20 protein-coding genes are annotated in these 20,267 nt (G+C 32.7%); 14 read left to right on the plus strand and 6 right to left on the minus strand.

Features of this window, described 5'->3' with window-relative positions:
* Positions 1 to 3: 3 nt before the first annotated feature.
* The 7 genes from CHRY9293_RS07135 (at position 4) to CHRY9293_RS07165 (ending at position 3,028) form a co-directional block, all read left to right on the plus strand.
* A complete protein-coding gene (locus CHRY9293_RS07135) occupies positions 4 to 426 on the plus strand; it encodes a hypothetical protein (protein ID WP_162032380.1) in 423 nt (140 codons plus the stop codon).
* Between the two features lie 23 nt (positions 427 to 449).
* Positions 450 to 695, plus strand: a complete 246-nt coding sequence (locus CHRY9293_RS07140) for a hypothetical protein (protein WP_122546740.1) — start codon at positions 450 to 452, stop codon at positions 693 to 695.
* Positions 696 to 1,018: 323 nt separating this feature from the next.
* Entirely contained in the window at positions 1,019 to 1,285 is a 267-nt protein-coding gene (locus CHRY9293_RS07145; RefSeq protein ID WP_122546741.1) for a RebB family R body protein, read from the plus strand.
* An 85-nt stretch (positions 1,286 to 1,370) separates the two neighbouring features.
* Entirely contained in the window at positions 1,371 to 1,637 is a 267-nt protein-coding gene (locus CHRY9293_RS07150; RefSeq protein WP_122546742.1) for a RebB family R body protein, read from the plus strand.
* A 96-nt stretch (positions 1,638 to 1,733) separates the two neighbouring features.
* Positions 1,734 to 2,000 (plus strand): RebB family R body protein, encoded by a 267-nt coding sequence (locus CHRY9293_RS07155; protein WP_122546743.1) that lies wholly within the window; start codon positions 1,734 to 1,736, stop codon positions 1,998 to 2,000.
* Positions 2,001 to 2,088: 88 nt separating this feature from the next.
* Complete coding sequence (locus CHRY9293_RS07160) at positions 2,089 to 2,355, plus strand: RebB family R body protein (protein ID WP_122546744.1); 267 nt, start codon at positions 2,089 to 2,091, stop codon at positions 2,353 to 2,355.
* Positions 2,356 to 2,461: 106 nt separating this feature from the next.
* A complete protein-coding gene (locus tag CHRY9293_RS07165) occupies positions 2,462 to 3,028 on the plus strand; it encodes a hypothetical protein (RefSeq protein ID WP_162032381.1) in 567 nt (188 codons plus the stop codon).
* Positions 3,029 to 3,032: 4 nt separating this feature from the next.
* On the opposite strand, the gene CHRY9293_RS07170 is transcribed toward CHRY9293_RS07165, so the two are convergent.
* From CHRY9293_RS07170 to CHRY9293_RS07180, 3 genes are all read right to left on the minus strand, one after another.
* The gene (locus tag CHRY9293_RS07170; protein WP_162032382.1) at positions 3,033 to 3,713 is read right to left on the minus strand and encodes a response regulator transcription factor; all 681 of its coding nucleotides are present in this window, start codon (positions 3,711 to 3,713) and stop codon (positions 3,033 to 3,035) included.
* Positions 3,714 to 3,717: 4 nt separating this feature from the next.
* On the minus strand, positions 3,718 to 4,455 hold the full coding sequence (locus CHRY9293_RS07175; RefSeq protein WP_162032383.1) for a sensor histidine kinase: 738 nt from the start codon (positions 4,453 to 4,455) through the stop codon (positions 3,718 to 3,720).
* A 688-nt stretch (positions 4,456 to 5,143) separates the two neighbouring features.
* A complete protein-coding gene (locus CHRY9293_RS07180; RefSeq protein WP_162032384.1) occupies positions 5,144 to 5,926 on the minus strand; it encodes a methyltransferase domain-containing protein in 783 nt (260 codons plus the stop codon).
* 93 nt (positions 5,927 to 6,019) lie between these two features.
* On the opposite strand from CHRY9293_RS07180, the gene CHRY9293_RS07185 reads away from it, so the two are divergent.
* The 6 genes from CHRY9293_RS07185 (at position 6,020) to CHRY9293_RS07210 (ending at position 16,409) form a co-directional block, all read left to right on the plus strand.
* A complete protein-coding gene (locus tag CHRY9293_RS07185; protein ID WP_162032385.1) occupies positions 6,020 to 6,766 on the plus strand; it encodes a metallophosphoesterase in 747 nt (248 codons plus the stop codon).
* A gap of 144 nt (positions 6,767 to 6,910) precedes the next feature.
* Positions 6,911 to 7,468 (plus strand): DUF2652 domain-containing protein, encoded by a 558-nt coding sequence (locus CHRY9293_RS07190; protein WP_162032386.1) that lies wholly within the window; start codon positions 6,911 to 6,913, stop codon positions 7,466 to 7,468.
* Between the two features lie 201 nt (positions 7,469 to 7,669).
* Positions 7,670 to 9,208 (plus strand): T9SS type A sorting domain-containing protein, encoded by a 1,539-nt coding sequence (locus CHRY9293_RS07195; RefSeq protein WP_162032387.1) that lies wholly within the window; start codon positions 7,670 to 7,672, stop codon positions 9,206 to 9,208.
* A 9-nt stretch (positions 9,209 to 9,217) separates the two neighbouring features.
* A complete protein-coding gene (locus CHRY9293_RS07200) occupies positions 9,218 to 12,664 on the plus strand; it encodes a hypothetical protein (protein WP_162032388.1) in 3,447 nt (1,148 codons plus the stop codon).
* A 2-nt stretch (positions 12,665 to 12,666) separates the two neighbouring features.
* On the plus strand, positions 12,667 to 16,029 hold the full coding sequence (locus CHRY9293_RS07205) for a DUF6443 domain-containing protein (RefSeq protein ID WP_162032389.1): 3,363 nt from the start codon (positions 12,667 to 12,669) through the stop codon (positions 16,027 to 16,029).
* A gap of 5 nt (positions 16,030 to 16,034) precedes the next feature.
* Positions 16,035 to 16,409 carry a hypothetical protein gene (locus tag CHRY9293_RS07210; RefSeq protein WP_162032390.1) on the plus strand — a complete coding sequence of 125 codons (375 nt, stop codon included), beginning with the start codon at positions 16,035 to 16,037 and terminating at the stop codon, positions 16,407 to 16,409.
* Positions 16,410 to 16,730: 321 nt separating this feature from the next.
* On the opposite strand, the gene metQ is transcribed toward CHRY9293_RS07210, so the two are convergent.
* The 3 genes from metQ to CHRY9293_RS07225 form a co-directional block, all read right to left on the minus strand.
* Positions 16,731 to 17,543, minus strand: coding sequence for a methionine ABC transporter substrate-binding lipoprotein MetQ (gene metQ, locus CHRY9293_RS07215; RefSeq protein WP_162032391.1), 813 nt, complete (start codon positions 17,541 to 17,543; stop codon positions 16,731 to 16,733).
* Positions 17,544 to 17,708: 165 nt separating this feature from the next.
* Positions 17,709 to 18,365: a methionine ABC transporter permease MetI gene (gene metI, locus CHRY9293_RS07220; protein WP_162032392.1), complete on the minus strand. Its 657-nt coding sequence runs from the start codon at positions 18,363 to 18,365 to the stop codon at positions 17,709 to 17,711.
* Complete coding sequence (locus tag CHRY9293_RS07225; protein WP_162032393.1) at positions 18,358 to 19,386, minus strand: methionine ABC transporter ATP-binding protein; 1,029 nt, start codon at positions 19,384 to 19,386, stop codon at positions 18,358 to 18,360. The genes metI and CHRY9293_RS07225 overlap by 8 nt, the downstream gene beginning before the upstream one ends.
* A 469-nt stretch (positions 19,387 to 19,855) precedes the next feature.
* Between CHRY9293_RS07225 and CHRY9293_RS07230 the strand changes: the two genes are divergently transcribed.
* On the plus strand, positions 19,856 to 20,152 hold the full coding sequence (locus tag CHRY9293_RS07230) for a GNAT family N-acetyltransferase (RefSeq protein ID WP_162032394.1): 297 nt from the start codon (positions 19,856 to 19,858) through the stop codon (positions 20,150 to 20,152).
* The last annotated feature ends 115 nt before the right edge of the window (positions 20,153 to 20,267 follow it).

Below are 20,267 nucleotides of genomic sequence, written 5' to 3' on the forward strand. Positions count from 1 at the left end.
ATTATGAGCGTATTGGCGTACAACTTAACCAATAAATCAGGTCCCATTATGGATATCGATACACCAGATAATACACCTACTCCTATACCAAATGATACCAATATAGAGAGTATAGACAATGATGCAATGTATTCGACCATCTTGACAAGAGAGGATGAGATTATTCAATACATTAAAGATAAAGCGACCAAAGAAACATTGAAGTCTTTAGCGCCTTTGCTTGAAAAACTGGAGGAAGCTGTTAAACAACAACAAGCTACTATATCGGCACCTTCTGCCAATGTTCTCAACACGGCTGTGTTAAATTATGAAGATCAATTAAAAAATCTTCAGGAAATTTCGAAAGAAAAGATCAAGGCAAAGGAATTAAAAGTAGCAGAAAGACTCAATAAGTTACAAGCCAGAATTGCAAGTATTCGTAAATAATATATAATTAAAAACTAAGTTTCATGGAAAATACTAATGAAGTAATCAATACTGGAGTTGTAGCCATGTCTTCAACTGTACCAGCAGCAATTGCTATGCAAACCAATTCCCATTCAGTAGGGTTAATGTTTGAGCAATCTATTTTAAATCAACAAAGAGATTATCAGTTGGCAATAGGAAACTCTGTAATGAGTGCTAAAAAACTGGTAGCAAAAAAAGTAAGAATTAAGGGGGCAGTAGGAATTAGGAAAAGTCGTTTTGATATTTAATTTTCATGAGTTTGTATTTATAGATCGTACAAAACGACGAAAACCATAAGTAGATAGGTTATGGATGGATGCGGTTTTCTTCTCTTTTTAAAAGTCTAAACTTCACGATAATACCAATAGTTTTAGTCAATATATTCAACATTATTTGGTTTTTTATTAAATGCATATTTTAAAATAGTTAGGACTAATAAAATAGTATTTTACATAGCAGAGAATCATTATCGATAGGCAGTGAGGAGAAGTAGAATAACCGCATCCTTTTTTAAAACAATACAAAGACAATCTAATTTATTAACCAGAGATTAATCATAAAAAAAACAATTATGGCACAAACAGTTAACCCACAAATCACAGACGCAGTAACGCAAGCGAATGTAAAAGTCGTAGGAGAAGCTCCTGCAGTAGCATTAGGTAATGTGTATCAGTCAGCAGCACATTCAACAGGTATTATGTTTGAAAATGCAGTAAATGCTCAAAATCAACAAAATATCTTAGGACAAGCAGCGACTACACAAGGTATCATGCAAATTTACAGCATAGATACAGTAGCTGATGCAATTTCTATTGCTAAAATGCTAAGTGCTTCTTAGTAGACAACTTTCTAACTAGGAAGAAAAAACATTCATCCGAACAGTCGGAAAATCCGATTGTTGTGTAACTTAAAAAAATTAAATTATGGCACTAACAGTAAACGAACAGATTACAGATGCAGTGACCCAAGCCAATGTAAAGGTAGTAGGAGAAGCTCCTGCAGTAGCTTTGGGAAATGTTTATCAATCAGCGGCACATTCAACAGGAATTATGTTTGAAAATGCAGTAAATAATCAAAATCAACAAAATATTTTAGGTCAGACAGCTACTACACAAGGGGTGATGCAGATCTACAGTTTTGATACAATAGCAGACGCTATCTCTATTGCTACCATGCTCAGCGCTTCTTAATAGTAAATTATTTTATCAATTCAATCAAAAATATAGGGAATCGGAAAACCCGATTGCTCTTAAATAATCACAATCAACTTTTTTAAAAATTAAATTATGGCACAAACAGTCAATGAACAAATTACAGACGCAGTTACTCAATCAAATGTAAAAGTAGTAGGAGAGGCTCCTGCAATGGCTTTGGGAAATGTGTATCAAGCAGCAGCACATTCAACAGGAATTATGTTTGAAAATGCAGTAAATGCTCAAAATCAACAAAACATTTTAGGACAAGCAGCTACTACACAAGGAATTATGCAGATCTATAGCTTAGATACCATAGCTGATGCTATATCCATTGCTACGATGCTAAACGCTTCTTAATAGTCAGCATTTTTCCAAACACCAATTTTTAATCGTCTTTTAAAAAATTTATTAACCGAGATAATAGATCTCACAAAAAATTAAAATCATGTCACAAACAGTTAATCCACAAATCACAGATGCAGTTACGCAATCTAATGTAAAAGTTGTAGGTGAAGCTCCTGCAATGGCTTTAGGGAATGTTTATCAATCAGCAGCTCATTCAACAGGTTTGATGTTTGAAAACGCAGTAAATGCTCAAAATCAGCAAAACATTTTAGGACAGGCAGCTACAACACAAGGTGTTATGCAAATTTATAGCATAGACACAGTAGCTGATGCAATTTCTATTGCAAAAATGTTGAGCGCTTCTTAATAGTGTGTTTTTAGAGTTTTATATGTCGGGGAGTGTTCTTTAAGATCCTCCCTGATTTTTTTAATGATGAAGTCAAAGTATAACAATTAAATTAAAAAAAATAATCATGTATGAATATTTCTTGAGACTACAGAACAATCCGTACGCCCGTCGTATTTATGAAAATTATTATACAAGTGGACGAAGAGGAAGCCCTGTAATGCAATGGATACGTCAAACTTGGGCAGCTAGAGGTTTCAATATTTTCAATCGTTATCATTACTATGAATATACGACCGATGTTGGACTCATTTCAGAGGGAGCAAGCGTAGAGGGATTCTATAATTATATGGCGTATGGACCTATTTATCGAACTGTTCCTTATTCTATTATAGGAGGAAATAATGGCTATTTCGGTGATCGAATTAATGATGGAAGAGCAACAGCAGGAGGACTCGGGCCGGTACAAACATTAAATTTTGATAGCACCGCCGTAATACAAAATGTAGCAATGCCCGGACATTTTCTTAATCCGGGCACTGTGACAATAACGGTTTTTAGAGATGGGGATAGAGTGCGTACTCGCTTCGTCGGTCAAGGAAATGGTAATTTTGCATGGCTCAATGAAGTATTTGGAAACTTAACTTTTCAGGCTGTAATGCGAAATAATATACGTGGCTATCGCAACAGATAAAAATTTATTTATCAAATAAAACAATTTCATTGACATTCACGATGTTGTTTTGTACAGCATAAATTACCAGTCCTGCCATATTTTTTACACAAGCTTTGATCATAAGATTGGTTTTATGAGTCTCTACCGTTTTAGAGGATATAAAAAGGCTTTCAGCAATTTCTTTTGTACTGAGCTGTTGACAAATTAATTTGAGTACATCCAGTTCTCTTTCTGTAAGATCATCTTTAGAATACGAATGAAATTGAGGAAGCTTATTGGATAATTGACCTCGTAAAACAGTGACTTGCTCTTGAGAAAAATAATGCCCATTGGTATATACGGCATTAATCGCATTAGACATTTCATCTAGATCAATTTCTTTAGGTAAAAAAGCATGGGCTCCCATTTTTAACATTTGCCCCATAAAAGACCGCCGGTAAAAACTTGATAACACAATAATTTTAGTTTCGGCGGTTTTTTGAGATAATGCAGCCATTACCTCAAGCCCATCTCCGTCACTCATTCTTAGGTCTAATATAAGAATGTCAATATTTTCTGATTCCGTTTCATTAAGGAAAGCATTACCACTTTTTGAGGTTTTTACCACTTCATAACGATCATTCTGCTCAATATAGTTTTTTAGAAGTTGAACAAATAGTAAATCATCATCTACAATTCCGATTTTAATTTTTATATTTTCCATTTTTTTATTTAACAGCTACACAGACAATACATTTGGTACCTTTTTGTGGCTTTGTTTTTAATTTATAAATTGCTTTAATTTGTTTAGCTCTGGACTGAATACTTCGAATACCAATTCCACCATAATTTTTACCCGCAGTAAATCCGCAACCATTATCTTCCACTATTAGTATGAGATAGTGGAATGAAATCCTGAGTAAAACTTCCACTTTTTTGGCTTTGGCATGCTTTAGTATATTATTGATGAGTTCCTGTAAAATTCTAAATACATTTAATTTAATATGGCTGTTGATAACAGCTTCATGCTCTACATGATGATGATAAACCACATTAATGGTTTTATTGACTTGATCCAGATAATCAGCAATAAGGTCCATCAATTCAACTTCTCCAAGATCAGGAGGAGTTAGATTGTGAGAAAGTTCACGAATAAGCTGCATGGATTTTTTTAGGTCCATGTTAATTTCATTTACATTTTTTTGATTGGTATTCAATCGGATAAGATTGAGACGGGAAATAATATTATCATGAAGCTCTTCAGCCAAGCGTTCTCGATCTTTTTCCTGCAAATAAATTGTATTTTCCCAACATTCTGATTGTGTATTACGCACGAGCTGCATTACTTTTTGTTTATTCGTTTTTAAGCTATTCAAGTGATTAATAATCAATGATGTAATAAATACTAATATTCCAATACCTATCCATATACATACTACTACATCCTGATTTTCCCAACGTGACATTTTAGATTAATAAAAACAATATAAAAAATCAAAAAGAATAAGCTACTCATGAGGGTAAGTAGCATGATACATTCTGAGTTATTGTGGGTTAATAGGTTATATTTTTTCGAAATTATAATTTCAATAGAAAAAAATGAAAATAAGAATGGAGGTGGAGCAATTTTTATTTTTTGTGTAATATTTAAAAAATAAACAGCTGTAGGGCTACAGATCATTATAATGAGTATGGTGAAAAGGTAAAAAGTAAGTGAAAGGGATTGTATAGGGTGTATAAAGGCTATGTTATAGAATGATCTCATACCGCTTTATAACAAAATATAGATGTTGATGAAGGTGGTGTTGGATTTTCCATAGTTTGGTAGCATAGTAGATTTTAATCATATTCATTTTATATTTTTGTTAATGATAATAATTTTTATTCCGAAATTTACAAAAAATAAATTAGTCACTAAGTTTTGAAATATTATTGAAGAAATATTTTAAAGAATATCCATTTTCCTTTCCCTACAAATGGAAGGCAGTTGTTTGATAAAACCTATTGATTTCAAGACTTTAAGCAGAAGGGATAGAGCCTTTTTTAATAATATTATTATAATTTTATGGAATTGATAATCTTAATGTATTGCATAAAAAATCCGAAGAATATTTTTCTTCGGATTTAGATGTCTGTATGTATAAATATTTACTACTATTGAGATGAATTTGTGGTTTTTCTTCCATAGAGAAGAATTCTTTTAAATGCATATATGGCCGGGAGTTTTGGAAAAAATTCAACAATACATTCTTTGAATGCAGTAATAAATACTTCTTTCTGTTTTTTATTAAGCCTTTCCAAATAAGGAATGAGTGCTGAACCAGAAATGAAATTAAATAATGTTTCGTGATTCTCGGCAATGATAGGATATACCTTTTGAGAAATATGCAGATCAGTCAATCCATTGTCAAATAAAATTTGGGCATATTCATCAAGACTAAGAACAGAAGAAGGACGATTCCAGCCCTTTAACTGGGTTTTAAATGGTTCTTCTTCCGCCATAGATGATAAAATAACATTCAAAATATTCCCAGGTTGGTAAGGCATTTGTACTGCTAATTGGCCATTAGGAGAAAGTTTTGAAATGAGTTTAGGAAATAAGCTTTCATGGTCATCCGACCATTGTAAAGCCGCATTGCTGAAAATAAGGTCCCAATGTTTTTTGCCTTTCAATACTTCTTCGGTGGTACCGAGTTGAAAACGAAGGTTTTTATGTTCCCATGTTTTAGATTTTTCCAGCATTTCAGGAGAAGAATCGATACCGATAAATTCCGCGTCAGGAAATTTTTGGGCAAGAAGATAGGTTTGTTCTCCGGTACCACAGCCTAAATCAATAGCCTTCATTGAAGTTTCGTGAACAATGAGGTCAGAAAGATCATAAAAAGGCTTAAAACGTATATTTTTAAATTGATTATAGATATCAGGATTCCAAGTCATAATTTGTTGTTTGATGATTAAAGTTAGACATTAATTTTGGTATTATTGTACTATTATTAAAGGAAAAACGGGAATAATTAAATCCACTACATAATGAAAATACAAGTGATTAGTGATTTGCATCAAGAATTTGGATATGTTGATTTATCATTTAATAATGCAGACCTTATTATTCTTGCAGGAGATATTAATTTAGGAACTAAAGGAGTAGAGTGGATTAAATCTGTAATTCCAAATAAACCAATTGTTTACGTTTTGGGAAATCATGAATATTATAAAGGCTCATATCCTAAAACTTTACATAAAATAAAAGATGCGGTTCAAAACTCAAATATTGCGGTTCTTGAAAACGATTACATTGATATTGGAAATATTCGTTTTCATGGAACTACATTATGGACAGATTTTTCTATGTTTGGTAACCCTATGAAATATGGAATGATTTGTCAATCGCAAATGAATGACTATAAAAAGATTAGACGTGATCCTTCCTATTCTAAATTGAGAACAATAGATACTTTTACAATACATCAGCTTTCAAAACTTTGGCTACAGGAAAGTCTTGAAGACTCAAAAGAAATGAAAAATATCGTCATTACTCATCATGCTCCAAGTATTCAATCGCTACCTGAACACTACAAGAATGATCCTTTGACATCTGCATATGCTTCAAATCTTGAAGATTTAATTCTAACATATCAACCCTTATATTGGATTCATGGTCATATTCATACTCCTTGCAGGTACAAAATAGAGGAAACGGAAATCATTTGTAATCCTTATGGCTATATGGATGAAAAATATAATGGTTTTGAAAAAGAGTTAATTATTGAGGTATAAATTGAGAAAAATCATTTCAACGAGAAAATGACCTATTTTAATAATAATAGTACTGTATAAAACTTTTTTGGAATATAGGGATAATCCTAAAAGTAAATTAGAATTCGTTTCGTCTATTAAGGAGAAGGACTAAATTACTTTATTATGAAGAATACAAATATACAAGAGGGTATCATACTTATTCCGGACTTCAATGGATTTACCGAATTTGTATTCAATACTAAATTATATATAGGAGAATATGTTATCACACAATTACTCTCTACATTGATGGAGTCTAACAATCAATATTTTAGTATTTCAGAAATTGAAGGTGATGCTATTTTATTCTATAAATATGATAAAAATCCATCTTATATTAAAATGAACAAAATCCTCCAAAAGATGAGAGAATCTTTTAATAAAAGGATAGGAGAACTGAGTAGAGAATTAAGCATTACGATTAACCTTTCCTTGAAATTTATTATACATTATGGGAAGTTTTCACAATATCATATCGGAAATTTTAAAAAATTGTATGGAACAACCATTGTAGAAGCTCATCAATTTCTTAAAAATAATTATGCAGAGCAACCGTCGTATGCCTTGTTTAGCCATTCATTTTTGGATAGAAATGTCGATTTCAAAGTCAATGCAGACGAGCTTTATCTTTCAGAAGTGGGAGGAATTCAGTATTTTGAAAAGGCCAATCAGCCCATTTAAATTTTTATTCAAGTATCTTTTTCTATATCAGGGCTTAATTTTTTTTTAAAATTTTTACTTTTGATTTATAATACGTCGATTTTTGACGTTGGCCTATAATATCTTTGCTAAAAATAAGGATAATGGTATTTATTATACTTAAATCCTAGTTTGTTGATTTTTAGTACTTTTGCACGAATTTTAAAATTAAAACACACTTGAATGAAAAAACTCTACACGGGAGCGCTTACCCTGTGCGCTATTTTTACATTGTATTCACAAGAGATTATCTGGCAAAAAGATATTAAGTCTTCCACTCAGGATTTTTTAAGCCATATTACCACTACTCTTGACAGACAATATCTAATTACAGGTAGTTCTATTCACAATCAACAAAATGTAGGCCAGACTCAAAACAATGGCTACGATTTTCATCTGGTCAAGCTTAGTCAGCAAGGTGAACAAGCTTGGGAAAAATATTTCTCAGGAAATCAACACGACTTTTTATCGGCTACTGTTGCTACTCAAGATGGAGGGTTTCTTCTTGCCGGAACTTCTTATTCCACCAAAGGATTGGATAAAAAAGAAGACTCTAAAGGAGGTTCGGATATTTGGGTCATTAGAATTAATGAATTTGGAGATGAACTTTGGCAAAAAACAGTAGGTTCAGCTGCTGAGGAAGAAGCGAGAGCTGTTATTCAAACTACCGATTTAGGATTTTTTGTGGCTGGGAATATCCAAAACTCTGATAAAGGATATGGATCAAAAGATGTTCTTATTGTAAGATTGGATAAAAACGGGAAAGAATTATCCCAACTTATTTTAGGGGGTAACGGAATTGATGAAGTTGAAAAGATCATTCCAACGCGGGACGGTGGAGCTTTATTAGGGATATATTCTAGAAGTAAGGCCAGTGGATCAAAGAAAACTGATAATTATGGCGAAGGAGATTATTGGATTGTCAAATTGAATAAAGAAAATAAAGTAGAATGGGAAAAGAATTTTGGAGGGAGAGATGATGACCATCTTAGAACATTGGCTTTAACTTCATCAGGCTATCTCATTGGTGGTGAGTCTCGATCTGAAAAGTCAGGCAATAAAAGTGTAGGGCTTGAAGAAGGAACAGATGTGTGGCTGATCTCACTGGATGAAAGAGGCGATGAAATCTGGCAAAAATCTTACAATTTTAAAAACAGAGATGTGCTAAGAGGGATGAGTGTACTTCATGCATCAGATAATAAATCTTCAAAAGGAATATTATTAGGAGGCTATACTCAGGCAGAGGGTAAAATTGAAGCTAATGATGGTACATTTTGGATGCTATACCTTGACCCAAATGGTAATGAACAATGGAGAAAATATGTAAAGGGAGATTCAAAGAAAAAGGAGGAAAAACTCTCTGATATTACACTTAACAAAGATGGTTCTATTGTATTAGCAGGAACAAGTGGTGAGGAATTAGGAAAGGAAAACTGGAAAATTATCAAGTTAGGAGATAAACAAATCGATCAATTAATAGAAAAGCAAGATATTAAGATTTATCCGAATCCTGTATCAGACTATGCTTACGTAGAGATAGGTTTTGATTTCAAAGAAGCAGACATTATCTTATATGATATGGGTGGAAGGCAATTGCAAAGTCAAAAGACAAAGAATAAGGTGACTAAGATCAATACTCAACCTCTCATTCAGGGAGCTTATTTGATTACCATTAAAACAGATACGGATAAAGCGGCGAACGCGAAATTGATTAAGAAATAACATACACATATGAGTAAAAAAATTATTAGTTTTATTTTATTTTCGACTACAATTTTTATTTTTGGACAGGGAGGAGGACCCTCTGGCCCGCAAATTACTGGGACTGACCCATCAGTCTTGTCAAATATACTTCCACCATCCGCCGAAGCCTATAAATTGGGAAGCTATGGAAATATTCCGGTAAGTCTTTTTACAGGTACTGCCAATATCAATATTCCTTTAACGGAATATAAAACTAAAAGTTTAAGTCTTCCTCTTTCTCTTAGCTATGCTTCAAATGGGATAAAGATTGATGATATGAATGGTTCTACGGGACTTGGATGGAGCCTAATAACGGGGGGTATTATTACCAGAACAATTAGAGATTTGCCAGATGAAGATAATACAAATATATCTTTCCCTGCCAATATTGATAGTTTAGGAGTTCGTCATCCTATTGTTATGCAATATTTGCAAGATGCTTCTAATGATTTGGTAGATTCCGAACAAGATATGTATATGGCCAATTTTAATGGTAATAATTTTCGTTTTGTTTTTGATAGAAGAGGGATGCCTATCATATATTCTCAAAGAGATATTATTATTGAAGGGCAAAGTGGAGGAGATTCATTTACAATAACCATGGAAGATGGTATTAAATATTATTTTGCAGATAAAGAAATAACAACGAATCGTACTGCAGGAGAAGGACACTCTATTCCATCAATGAGTACGACAGCCTGGTATCTTACTAAAATTCTAAATCCATCAACGGGTGAAGAAATTATTATTGAAAACCAAAATGCTGGGTATTCGACTATATTAAGTAATTCTCAAGTAATGAAGTATACTTCAGGACCACCACAGAAATCTGAATGCGGAAATATAGACTTTTATATTCCACCAATAATGGGAGGTTTGATCGGCCATTTACAGTCTGTAAATGGAAGGCAGATCAAAAAGATTTACAGTAATAATCCCACTTTTGGAGAAATTATTTTTGAATATACTTCATATATAGGATCAGAAGATTATCAAAAACTTACTAAAGTTGTAAAAAAGATAAATACAATACTGTTAAATGAAATTAATTTTGATTATATATTAACTGCTAACAAAAGATTATTTTTAAGTAGTGTTAATGATAAAATTTCTAAAGCAGTACATTCTTTTGAATATATAAACCCTGAAGAACTTCCTGTAAGGCTCTCATTCGCGAGAGATAGTGGAGGCTATTATAATGGTGCCTTAAACAATAGTAGTCTCATTCCCAAACTTCCTTCCGAATCTTTCGTCTATACAGGTGCTTCTCAGGAAGTATCTCCTTTAAAATCTCAGGTGGGAATGTTAGCGAAAATCACATACCCTACGAAAGGAAATTCCATGTTTTTTTATGAAAACCACACTTCGGTGAAAAATAAAATTATTTTTCCTGGTGAATCGAAAGGATTTTCGATTGGAGCTCAAAGTGTAGATATTGATTTTGGAAGTCCTCAGCAGACAAAATCAGAAACTATTAACTCTATTCGTGATGAAGAAATAAAATTAGGTGGATCGGCATCTTTTAATTCAACCAAATGTGACCCTAATCTAAATGTTCAAGGTAAACATAGAGCTTTGGTGACACTTAAGCGGCCAAATGGAACGCTAATACCTTTTTATACCAAATCCCCAAATGGAGTTGAAGTTGTGGTAGGAACCACTTTTATGTTACCTGTTAATGGAAATGTTTTTTATGCTAAAATTTCTAAGGATGAAATGTTGAAACTGACAATTTCGACAGCTTTTGAATGTACTAGATCGTCCGTAGCAACTAGTTATACGGTTGCTGAACCAATATATGGAAACGTTCAAGTAGATATTGCTGGTTTGAGAATAAATAAAATTATAGACAATTCTGAAAATGGTATTGCTACTACGAGAAAGTTTATTTATAAAGATCTTAATGATCAATTTTCCAATGCAGTAGTCACTAGGGAACCTATTTTTACACAAGGATTATATAAAACAAAAACTTGTGTTCGGAATCCTCCCGCAGGGTCAACCACAACAGGACCAATTGCATATGGATTAGAAAGGTTTATATATAATGTTTTAACTTCATCAAATATTAATCAGCTGAATGCTCTACATCCCAATGTATTTTATAAAACAGTTCAGGAAATAGTTGAGGGTAAATCTACGATTGTCCATAATTATTCTATTGATACCGATTATTTTGGGAAGATGATTTATGGAGGAGACATAAAGTCTGCGCCTTGGACGAATTTTGGATGGAATAATGGCCGAGAGATTCTTACAAAATATTTGGATAGTAATAATAATCTGATAAAAACAGTAGAGATGAATTATGAAGAAGATAAAAAGCGTAAAATTCAGATTGATGGTTTAGCAATTAGAAAAAATTATGAGGATCCAGTAGTACATGATGTTGTTCAAAGATGTAAAGCGGAAGATTTAAATTCAACATTGGATGTTACCTATTGTATTACAAAACACTCACATACATATTCTACTACGGATTGGTACAAAAACTGTCATTCCTTTGGTGCTCAAAATATCACCCAAACACATAAAGGTATTTGTTTTGGTAAAAATGTTGGTGATGTGGTAATTATAGATGATAGGTTGGATAATCTTGATGTAGTACAGTATAAAAATATTTCCCATTTTGATTATCTAAAGTCACAAAAAATAACAGAATATTTAGAGGGGGTAGCGATGAAAACAGAAACAGAATATTTTTATAATAATTTTTTTCATCATCAGCTTACCAACAAAAAAACAATTACCCCGGATTTAGTGATTAATGAATCTGGTTATAAGTATGCACATGAAAAAGGAAATCAATTAATGATGAATAGAAACATGATTGGGATTCCCTTGGAAACTACTTATACACAAACAAATGGAAATGCAACTATAAACCTTGATAAAACTGAAACAGTTTATCCGCTGTCTTTACCAACATCTCAAACAGGAAATTTAGTGTTACCACTATCTATAAAGTCTTATGATAAGTTAAATAGTAATTTATTTTTAGATGCAATAACTTATGATAGATATGATGATACAGGGAATATTATTCAATATACAGCAAAAGATGGAAATCCGGTAAGTATTATTTTTGGCTACAATAAGACCTTTCCCATTGCAAAAATAGAAGGGATGAATTATGACCAACTTGTGTCTACTGGTGCGATATCTTCTATCATTGCAGTTTCTAATGAAAATGTTTCTGATCCTATGAAAGAAAGTTTCCTTCTTAATGCATTAAATAATTTCAGAACACAATCATTATTAGTAGGCAAAAAAATTACCACTTATACATATAATCCTCTGATCGGAGTGACAAGTATTACCCCAACATCAGGAGTCAGAGAAAACTATATCTATGATTCGGCTAATAGACTTGAAAAAGTAGTTGATGTGAATGGTAAAGTGTTGAAAGAATATAAATACAATTACAAGAACTAATAATGAACAGAAAATTAAAAACAATTATATCTGTCAGTGCTTTTTTGGTGGCAGGATTACTCCCTGCCCAATTAAGTCCTACTGAAAACTATGTGTCTTCAAAAACGTATCTTTCAGACCCAACCCAACCCAATGTGAAAGCTTCAGAAACGGTTCAGTATTTTGATGGATTAGGAAGACCTAAACAGGTAGTTAATGTTAAAGCTTCTCCATCGGGTAAGGATGTGGTCACCCATATTGAATATGATGCATTTGGAAGACAATCCAAAGACTATTTGCCAGTCCCTCAGTCATCAACCGGAAACGGAGCGATAGTTTCCAATCCCTTAGGAAATGCCTCTTCTATTTATGGAGCTGAAAAGATCTATTCCGAAAAAGTATTGGAAAAATCTCCATTAGATAGATTACAACAACAAATTCAGGTAGGAAACGATTGGACCAATAAGCCTGTAAAGTTTGATTATAGTGCTAATATAGCGGATGAAGTCATAAAATATACCACCACTACCACTTGGGAGAATAATGCTACAAAATCCTCCATAGAATATAAAGGAACTTATGGAGCTAACCAACTTTACAAGAATACGGTTACTGATGAAGATGGGAATAAAACCATTGAATTTAAAAATGGTATAGGGCAATTGCTTTTGGTAAGAAAAGTATTAAGTACTACTGAAAATGCAGATACTTATTATGTTTATAATGAATATAATCAATTGGCATGGGTAATTCCACCACTTCTTTCCAAAAAGAAGACCTGGGATTTAGCAGATCAACACGCTTTGGCTTATGAATACCGTTATGATGGAAGAAGCAGATTGGTTGAGAAGAAACTTCCCGGTAAAGGTTGGGAACATATGGTGTATGATAAAGCAGACCGCCTTGTCTTTACTCAGGATGAACTCATGAGAGCACAAAATAAATGGTTTTTCAATAAATATGATTTATTTGGAAGAGTGATTATCACTGGAATCGTAGGAGGAACTTCTCGAACAGATATGCAGAATATGATTGCTAACAATGTGATTGTTGAAAACCGAAATCCTCCAGGATTTACCAAGAATGGAATGTCGATTCAATATACCAATAATCATTTTCCTTATCTTGAAACTGTATTATCAGTGAACTATTATGATACTTATCCGATTGAAGCTCCTGCTATTCCTCCAATTATCTTGGGTCAACATACCTTATCTCAAATAGGAGTAGGTAATGATATTACTTCTACGAATGGCTTTTTAGTTGCATCATATGTTAAATATATTGAAAATGATCTTTGGGAGAGAACCTATCATTATTATGATTCAAAAGGGATTTTGATCTCAACGAATAAGATTGATCAATTGGGAGGATATACACGAATTGAAACCGAGCTTGATTTTGGAGGAGTACCCTTAAGAAAAAACACCTATCATTTAAGAAAGCGAGGAGATATTGAAGTCACCATAAAAGAAAGGTTTGTGTATGACAGTCAAAATAGACTTTTACAACATTTTCATCAAGTAAATGATAATCCTGAGGAAATCTTAGCTCAGAATAGTTATAATGAACTTTCTCAATTACAAATTAAGAAAGTAGGAGGAGTAAGCCCAACCAGCCCGATTCAAACCATAGATTATAAATATAACATCAGAGGATGGATGACTAAGATCAATGATCCTTCTAATTTGAATGGAAAGTTGTTTGGATATGAGATCAAATATCATAATCCAATCAATACTTCTTTTTCTCATTCTCAATATAATGGAAATATCACAGAGATTGATTGGAAGACTTCGAATGATAATATACTGAAAAGATATTCTTACAGTTATGATTCTTTAAACAGACTTTCATTCGGGCACTATTCTGAACCTAATAGTACAATTCCGCAGGAAGATCATTTTGGAGAAACTGCAGAGTATGATTTAAATGGAAATATTACTCATTTGTATCGAAATGCTAAAAATCCGAATGGCTTAGCGATGCAGATTGATAATCTTACTTATACCTACTTAGGAAATAGATTGACTAAGGTAGCTGACGCCACTCAAAACTCTTATGGATATTCCGGAACAGGAAATCCTATAGGTTATGACAATAATGGAAATATGATCAGTCATCCTGATAAAGGAATTAATAGTATCAGCTATAATTTCTTGAATCTTCCGGCAGAAATTAAAGAGAATTCCGGGAATACAAATGCTGCTATTACTCGTTATATATATCGAGCAGATGGAGTGAAGGTTGCAAAAAATTATATTCTTGGAGGGACTACAAAAGAAACACAATATCTAGATGGGTTTCAATATGATAATAGTGGAACTTCTAATGTATTGGCTTCATCTTCCTCATTAAAGTTTGTTCCTACAGCCGAAGGATACTTCGATTTTATAAAAAATAAGTATATTTACAATTATACAGACCATTTGGGAAATGTGCGTTTAAGCTATTTTAACAATGGAGCGAGCGTAGAAGTTCTTGAAGAAAATAACTATTATCCCTTTGGATTAAAGCACCAAGGGTATAATATACTGAGTGGAAATTCGAGCTATCAGTATAAGTACAACGGAAAGGAGTTGCAGGAGACAGGAATGTACGACTACGGCGCAAGAATGTATATGCCGGATATCGGAAGATGGGGTGTGGTTGATCCTAGAAGTCAATACACTCATGAAGCTTACAGTTATGTTTGGAACAATCCCATATCTTTTAATGATCCAACAGGAATGACAGGTGAGCCATGTGAAGGTTGTCCTAAACCTGATTTGAAAAAAATCTACGATGGAGGTAAAATAGAAGGAGTAACTATTACTATTCACAGACCTATAAACATACAGCCAAAAGGACTTGATTTTTCATCATCTTCCACTTATGCAGCTGGTGCCATGATGCTTGGACGGTTTAATTTTGCAGGTCTTGCTTTGACAGGAATAGCAGCAATCATTTTACCGAAAACTCCTGAAATATATCAGGCTATATCAGGCTATAGAGTTGAGCAAATGACAATCGATTTATCTCCGAAAGCACTTCCTGCGCATTTTGCACAAGGCCAAGATGAAGCTGAGGAAGATACTACTGATGTTAATAATGTTCAAGTACCTGAAGAAGGAAAGAGAAGAAAAAATAGAATACCTGATAAAGGGGAACCTAATACGGTTGAAATTAATGACCCTAAGACTACATCAAAAAAATATGGTCCAGATGGAAATGTACAAAAGGAATATAATAAAGGACATGGACCTAATTATCCTAAAAATGAACAAGATGATCATATTCATGATTATAAACCTAATCCTCATAACCCTACAGGGCGAGGAGTGAGACAACCAGGCAGAGCACCTAAAAAAGGAGAACTTTTAAGAGATTTTGGAATAAGACAATAATAATTATGGATATAACAAAGAATGCCGTAGAGATTTTTATGAGTGAAAACTCATTAATTAGTACATCTATTGAAGAAGTAAAACTTAATAATGATGAATTTGGAGAACTAAAAATACAAATTACAATAAGTGGTTTCTCAAAGAAAAGTAAATATTTAAAAATTAATTTATTATTTAGTGAAATTATAGAGTTTAAGTTCTATTATAGTAATATTTATAATTTTTATAATATTGAAAATTTAAAATTGTTACATATTAATGATCAGATTTATATAAGCTTTGATCCTGATGATGGTGATAACGAAAAATCAGAGGATGATTCTGATTTTATACTTGCTAAAAAACTTGAACTATTTTCCTCCGCTGGCGCAAGCTTGTAGTTCGTTCTATTGAAAATAAAAAAAACCGCCTCAGTTGTGAGACGGTTTCTTTGTGTTATCTAAAAGCCTGTTTGGTTTTAAAGTTTTGGATGATATTGTCAACAAGGAAGAACAGATATTTCTTAGTATCGGTAATCTAGCTTGTCGATGTCCTCAATGCGCTTCATTACTTCTTTGTCGTAGGAAGAAATCTCGCCTTCCCTGATTACTTTATTTTTTCTTTAACTGGTACGAGCTTTTATGGATGATTACCTTTTTAGCCATCCTCTTTCATACTATAAAAAAATTCTTTTTTCTATCTGGAAACGTAGTAAACCTAACTTAATCCCATCCCTTAATAGCCCCTCCTTTAAAGATTTCTTCGGCTTTTTGTACCACCTCATTAGATTCATAAGCTTTTACAAAATTTTGAACTTTTTCGGAATGTTGATTGTCGTATCTGGCTACAATAACATTGACATAAGGAGAGTCTTTGCCTTCTTTCAGAATTCCTTGGGTTTGAGGATCTAATCCCGCTTGTGCAGCAAAATTATTATTAATAATAGCTAACATCACATCCTTATCATCTAATACTCTTGGAATTTGAGGTGCTTCAATTTCGATGATTTTTAATTGCTTAGGATTATCTACGATGTCCGTTACTTTAGGTAATAATCCTATTCCTTCCTTTAGTTTTAATAGATTAGCTTTCTGTAAAAGGAGTAATGAGCGTCCACCATTGGTAGGATCATTAGGAATAACAATTGTACTTCCATTGCTCAGGTCATTAATGTTTTTTATTTTTTTAGAATAGGCGACAATAGGATACACAAAAGTATTACCTACTACAGCTAATTTATATCCTCTTTGTTTGGACTGTTCATTGAGATAAGGAATATGTTGGAAAGCATTGGCATCAATATCTCCGTTATTTAAGGCTTCATTAGGAACTACATAATCATTGAAGGTAATGAGCTCTACATCAAGATTATATTTTTCTTTGGCTACTTTTTTTGCTGTTTCGGCAATTTCTTGTTCCGGTCCGGATGTGATGCCTACTTTAATATAATGAGGATCATCTTTTTTAGAGGATTGACAAGCAGCTAATACTACTACACTAATAATTAAGAGAATGAAAGATTTTATTTTTATCATGATAAATTTTTTTATGTTAAAATGGTAAAAAGGCGAAATTACAAAACAGCTGAATGGTTGATATAGGATGAGTACCTTTCAGGATATTCGCCTTTTTTACCAAGAGGTGGCTTAGATTTCAAAGCCACGATACTATTTCAAATCAACACTTATAAATTGTTATAATTAACGATGATCAAATCGTTTGGAAAGCTTATCACCGGAGAATTGAATAATAAATACAATGATGACGAGCAACCCTAAAACCAAGTTCATAATAAGAGCATCATATCCAATGTATCCGTATTGATATCCAATCTGTCCCAATCCACCAGCACCCACTGCTCCTCCCATAGCAGAATATCCAACTAATGTAATTAAAGTAATCGTTGCATTATTGATTAATGAAGGAAGGGCTTCAGGTAATAATACTTTTGTAATAATTTGAAAGGGGGTAGCTCCCAAAGCTTTCGCTGTTTCAGTCAGGCCATGAGGAATTTCCAAAAAACTATTCTCAACCAATCTTGCAATAAAAGGAGCTACACCAATACTTAACGGGACTAAGGCAGCATTAGCTCCAATTGATGTTCCCACAACCATTCTTGTAAATGGAATCATCCAAACAATTAAAATAATAAAGGGAATAGCCCGAAAAATATTAACACCAATGGATAAAATTCGATGATATATAGGATTCTCTAGCAGTTGATCTTTTCTGGTCAGAAATAAAAGAATTCCTAAAGGGAGTCCTAAAACAAATCCCAAAAAACCTGAAATCCCTGTCATAAAAACAGTTTCCCAAATACCCTGTGACAAAAGTGAAATCATTGAATCATTAAGCATATCCTCTTACTGTATTTTGAATTCTATTTTGATTGAAATAATAAATAGCTTTTTGGTTTTGCTCTTCTTCTCCCTGGAGGTGCAAAAGTAATTTCCCAAAATTGGATTCTCCAAGATATTCTAAATCAGCTTTAAGGAGCTTATATGGAACTTTATATTGATCATGAATGGTAGAAAGAAGTTCTTCCACAGATATATTTTCGTTAAGTTCTATCTCTACAAGAGGAAATAGGCCATCTTGAGGATTTTTTTGTATTTTCTCATGGAGTGTACGAGGGATAGTCATAATGTCAGTATTTAAAAATTCTTTAATAATTGGGTTTTCTTTATTTGAAATAATTTCCTGTAAAGTTCCCTTAGCTAATAGTTTTCCTTTATCAATCACGGCAACTTCATGGCAAATGGCTTTGATGGCTTCCATTTCATGAGTAATTAATAAAATAGTAATACCCAATTTTTGATTAATATCTTTTAATAATTGTAAAATCGCTTTTGTAGTAGCTGGATCAAGGGCACTGGTTGCTTCATCACAGAGAAGAATATAGGGATCATTAGCAAGAGCTCTTGCGATAGCTACTCTTTGTTTTTGACCTCCGGAAAGACTCTTGGGATAGTCATTGGCTTTGTCTTCCAATCCGACAATTTTTAATAACTCATTGACTTTTTTGTTGATATTTTCTTTTTTCTCATTCCCTAATTCTAATGGTAATGCTATATTTTCAAAAACAGTTCTTGAAGAAAGAAGATTAAAATGTTGAAAAATCATCCCAATTTTTTTTCGTTCGTTAGCTAATTGCTTAGAATTTAATTTTGTGAAATCTTTTCCGTTAATATGGATTTCCCCGCTATCTGGTCTTTCAAGAAGATTGACAGTTCGAATCAAAGTGCTTTTTCCGGCACCTGAAAATCCTATAACTCCAACAATATCACCTTGTTTTATATTCATACTTACATTGTCTAAAGCTTTAAAAGGTTCTTTTTGTGGGGAAAATATTTTTGTAACATTCTTTATCTCTATCATTCTTAGTACTATTTTAATTAAATAAAAAGGCCTTACTACAATGTGGTAAGGCCTTGAAATATATCATATAAAAGTAAGGTCAGCCACCATAATATTGAAATACAGACACACAGCAGTACATCATCATATTGATGATCTGTTTGCTATTCTGATTATATTTTGAAGTAGTCCTCATTTTTATTCTATGCTATGCTTTGTGTTTGCAAATATAAAGCATAAATTTCCAATAGTCCATTAAAAAAGTAGACTTTTTTGAAAGTTAAGTTTTAATTAATTCGTTTTCAGGGCTTTATTTGTATTGTTAATTCAAAAAAGTAACCGGGAAATAAAAAAATAAATAGATATTTATAAAATGCAGAAGTATTTGGCTAAAATTATCATAGATCATTAGATATTTTTCACAAAGGCCTTAACTTTAGATCAATAATTTTAAAGAGTAATAATTGTAGTGATCATAAAAATTAATATAATGGAAAGAACAGAAGTTTTTTTAGGAAATGTAAAAGGAGAAATCCAGCTTTTTTCAAACGATAATAAAGCAGGCAAAATGGATATTTCCGTAATGGGAAAAAAATTAACTGTTTATCATACAGAAGTAGATCCTGAGTATGAAGGGAAAGGGTTTGCCAAATTATTATTGGAAAAGTTGGTTTCCTATGCAAGAGAAAATGAATTGAAAATTGTAGCGTTGTGCCCATATGTACATGCCCAATTTAAACGTCATCCGGAAGAATATAACGATGTTTGGTTGAAAGAAGAATTATAAAAAAAACAATATTTGAAGTAGGTATTTAAATGATCAATGATTCCGGGATAATGAGCAACTAAATTGGGAAAGTCAAAAAAAATCCCGAATTTTGCATCCCTTCAATAATTCCGAA

The organism is Chryseobacterium potabilaquae (assembly GCF_902728265.1).
Lineage (GTDB): Bacteria > Bacteroidota > Bacteroidia > Flavobacteriales > Weeksellaceae > Chryseobacterium > Chryseobacterium potabilaquae.